Origin of the sequence: Streptomyces bambusae (assembly GCF_020532645.1) — a bacterium.
Classification (GTDB): domain Bacteria; phylum Actinomycetota; class Actinomycetes; order Streptomycetales; family Streptomycetaceae; genus Streptomyces; species Streptomyces bambusae.
Map to the genome: position 1 here is coordinate 1 of NZ_JAJAUZ010000128.1, position 3,646 is coordinate 3,646.

Consider the following 3,646-nt stretch of genomic DNA (forward strand, 5'->3'; position numbering starts at 1 on the left):
CGGGCTCACACTAACGCTCCTGGTCATAGCTGTTACTGGACTGCTCGTTCCCCGCGGTGCGTCCCTGCTGGACACCGCGCCGCAGGTTGCTCAACCTGCCGCGGACGTCCTCGGGGGCGCGGGAGACCTGTGGGCCGCCCTGCGGGGTGGATTCCGCGGTGCCCTCGACCAGGTTGGCCTTGGGCACTCGCCGGGGGAGACCGGAGGGGGTGACCCCGCCTGCCTTCGGCTCACGGAGCTTCCCGGCCTGCTGCCAGCGCTCGTCGTTGCGCGAGCGCCAGGCTTCGTCGCCCGCACCGTTGTCCGAGGAGACCGAAGTGCCCCCCTCGAAGAACGACTTGCGCTCCGTTTCCTGCTGCGCCGGCTGCCACTGCTGCTGGCTGCCGCGGCGCGGCAGGCCTGCCCCGGTCATCGAGTGGCCGGTGTCGGCAGTGGTGCCCGGACGGTCGAAGCCTACGCGGTCCTGGCCGAGTTCGGGACCGGCAGGGGATTCCGATTCGGTCCCGTAGCCCTGCTGGTAGTCGGCCTGGTAGGTGTTCTGGGCCGGCCAGTCATCCTGCTGGGAGGGGGAGTTGAAACCGCCGTCGTACCCCTGGGGGGCTCCGGCCGGGTCCTGGTAGCCCGACTCCGCATAGGCGTAGCCCTGGTCGCCGTAGGCGGGGTAGCCGTCCTGGGCGGGCTGCTCGTACCCGTTGTCCTGCGGCGCGTAGCCGGCAGCCTGCGGGTAGCCGGGACCGGCCTGGTACTGGCCTTCCGCTTCGGCACCGTACGGCGGGTAGCCGTGCTCCGGCTGCGGCTCCTGCGGGTAGCCCTGCGGGGCGCCCTGGCCGGGGTTCTGGGCGAACTCGCCCGGGAACTCGTCCTGCTGGCGGTACTCGGCCTGCTGGGCGAGCGCCTCGCGGCGCCCCTCGCGGTGCAGCGAGCGGCCCACCGGGTCGAGGCCGTCCGCACCCTCGGCGTACCGGGAGTCGTCGAAGCCGAGCTCGGCCGCGGTGCGCAGCGGGGCGCTCTCCTGGGCCTGCTGCTGCGGGATCATCGAGGAGACGGTGAAGTCGTCGTCCGGGATGCCCTCGCCACCGCCACCGTGGGTGATGGCGTCCGGGAGCATGACCAGCGACGTGGTGCCGGCGGCCTCGCCCGAGGGGCGCAGCTGGACGCGGATGCCGTGGCGGTCCGACAGCCGGCCGACCACGAAGAGACCCATGCGCTGCGAGATCGCGGCGTCCACGGTCGGCGGGTTGGCCAGCTTGTGGTTGATGTCCGCGAAGTCCTCGGCGGTCAGGCCGATGCCCTTGTCGTGGATCTCGATCATCACGCGGCCGTCGGGGAGACGGGTCGCGTTGACGCGGACCTTGGTCTGCGGGGAGGAGAACGTGGTGGCGTTCTCCAGCAGCTCGGCGAGCAGGTGCACGAGGTCGGTCACGGCCTCGCCGTGGATCTCGGCCTCGGAGACGCCGGAGAGCTCGATGCGCTCGTACTGCTCCACCTCGGAGGAGGCGGCGCGCAGGACGTCGACCAGCGGGACCGGCTGGTCCCAGCGGCGGCCCGGCTCCTCGCCCGCGAGGATGAGGAGGTTCTCGCCGTTGCGGCGCATGCGGGTGGCCAGGTGGTCCAGGCGGAAGAGGTTCTCCAGCTGGTCCGGGTCGGCCTCGTTGTTCTCCAGGTCGGTGATGAGGGTCAGCTGGCCCTCGATCAGCGACTGGTTGCGCATGGAGAGGTTCGTGAAGATCGCGTTGACGTTGCCCCGCAGGAGGGCCTGCTCGGCGGCGAGCCGGACGGCCTCGCGGTGGACCTGGTCGAACGCGCGGGCGACTTCGCCGATCTCGTCCCGGGAGTCGATCGGGATCGCGGTGACCCGGGTGTCGACCTTGCCGGGGTCGGTGCGGGACAGCTGGTCGACGAGGGCCGGCAGGCGCTGCTCGGCGATGTCGAAGGCGGCACCGCGCAGGCGGCGCATGGAGCGGCCCATCTGGCGGGCCATGAGACCGGCCATGACGAACGCGGTGAGGAGGGCCACGACCACGATCGCGCCGGTGATGATGGCGTCGTTGCGGGCGTCCTCGGAGATCTCGACGGCCTCGTTCACCGCCTTGGCGACGACCTCCTTCTCGATCTCCGCGTAGGCGTCGAACTTGGCGGTGGCACCGGCCTGCCAGAAGGTGGCGTTGGTGCCCTCCTTGGCGAGGTCCTTCGGGTCCTCGCCGCTGGCTATCGCCTCGGTCATGCCCTCCAGGGCGGAGCCGTTGACGATCGGCGGCGGCACGAAGGGCACACCGGCGCCCTCGGCGTCGGTCTTCGCCTCGGCGAGCTTGGCCTCGCCCTCCTTGGTCTTCTCGTTGAAGACCTGCTTCAGCCGTGCGGTGTCCGCGTCGGTGCCGGCGGCCACGTACTCGGCGAGGGCGATCTCCTCCAGGTACGCGTACGAGGAGAAGGCGATCAGCTGGCCGGCCTTGATGTCGTCCTTCTGGCTGGGCCGGACGAGCAGGTGGGTGCCGATGGAGCGCTGGAGCGAGCCGGCCGCCTTGGCGAGCTGGATCGCGTAGACCATGCGGCCGTACGAGGTGACGTTGCCGGTGCCGAGGCCGAGCTCGTTCGAGAACTGCATGAGGTTGTGCTGGACCAGCACATAGCCCTCTTCGGTGGCGACCGGGCCGCCCTGCTTCTGCGCGAGGTTCTTCTTCGGGGTCTCGACCTCCTTGCGGTAGGCCGTCGCCCGGATCTCCTCGAGCTTGGGCTCTTCACGCCGCAGCAGGTCGAGGCGGTGCTCCAGACCCTGCTTCTCCGGCATGTCCTTGACCGCGTTGTCGAAGGCGGCCTTCGCACGGTCGGTGGCGGAGCGGGCCTCCGAGACGGCCTCGCTGTCGCGCTTGCCCGACAGGAGCGGTTCGGCCGTCAGGTCGCGCTCGTTGAGGAGGGCCTGGCCGTATGCCGATGCCGCCTCGACGATGCGGGCGGTCTTCTCGGCGTCCTTGGCCTCGTCCCAGGTGTCGATGGAGCCCTTCACCTGGAAGCCGCCCATGACCAGGCTGACGAGGGCGGGCACCACGAGGATCGCGTTCAGACGCGTGGGCACGCGCCAGTTGCGGGGGGCGAACCGGCTCCGGCTGCCGCCACTGCTCTCGGGCAGGTCGACGGGTACGTCGGATGCCGGCACCGCGCGCTGTGGCGGTGTGAAGTTGCCCCGTGCATTCCCGTCGGACGGGACTGCGTCCGCGGGGCTCTCGTTGCTTCGCCTCACTCGACCAACAACCTCTCGGCGGTGCTACTAGCTAGTTCATTGAATTGCAGCACGGGGAACGGCCGTGTTCCAAACAGTTGAATCCGGCCATTCCCAGGGGCTTGTGAGGCTCATAAACCGGACATAAAGAGCGCACCGCGGCAAAAATCGGAGCCCTTGTGCGCGCAGCGGCACCGGATGAACGCGCGGGGTGGCCGACGCGCCGCAATTCTCTGTCGAAACGTTATGAACGAAGAGGCGGGCCGTGTCCGAAGACACAGCCCGCCTCTTGAGTTCGCGGCCCGGTGCGAGGACCGCCGGCCCCGTTACTTCAGTCGTGCCATGAGGGCGTGTTCGACGAGGGTGATGAGGGCGGATTTGGCGTCGGCGCGGTGGCGTGCGTCGGTGGTGATGATCGGGGCGTCGGGT

The 3,646-nt window shown here is 70.0% G+C and carries 1 protein-coding gene and 1 pseudogene; both read right to left on the reverse strand.

Annotated elements, in window-relative coordinates; genetic code table 11:
- Positions 1-10 precede the first annotated feature (10 nt).
- Positions 11-3,238, reverse strand: a complete 3,228-nt coding sequence (locus LG634_RS37445) for a nitrate- and nitrite sensing domain-containing protein (RefSeq protein WP_226741006.1) — start codon at positions 3,236-3,238, stop codon at positions 11-13.
- A 305-nt stretch (positions 3,239-3,543) separates the two neighbouring features.
- Positions 3,544-3,646, reverse strand: a pseudogene (locus LG634_RS37450) (ATP-binding protein); the annotation flags it as partial.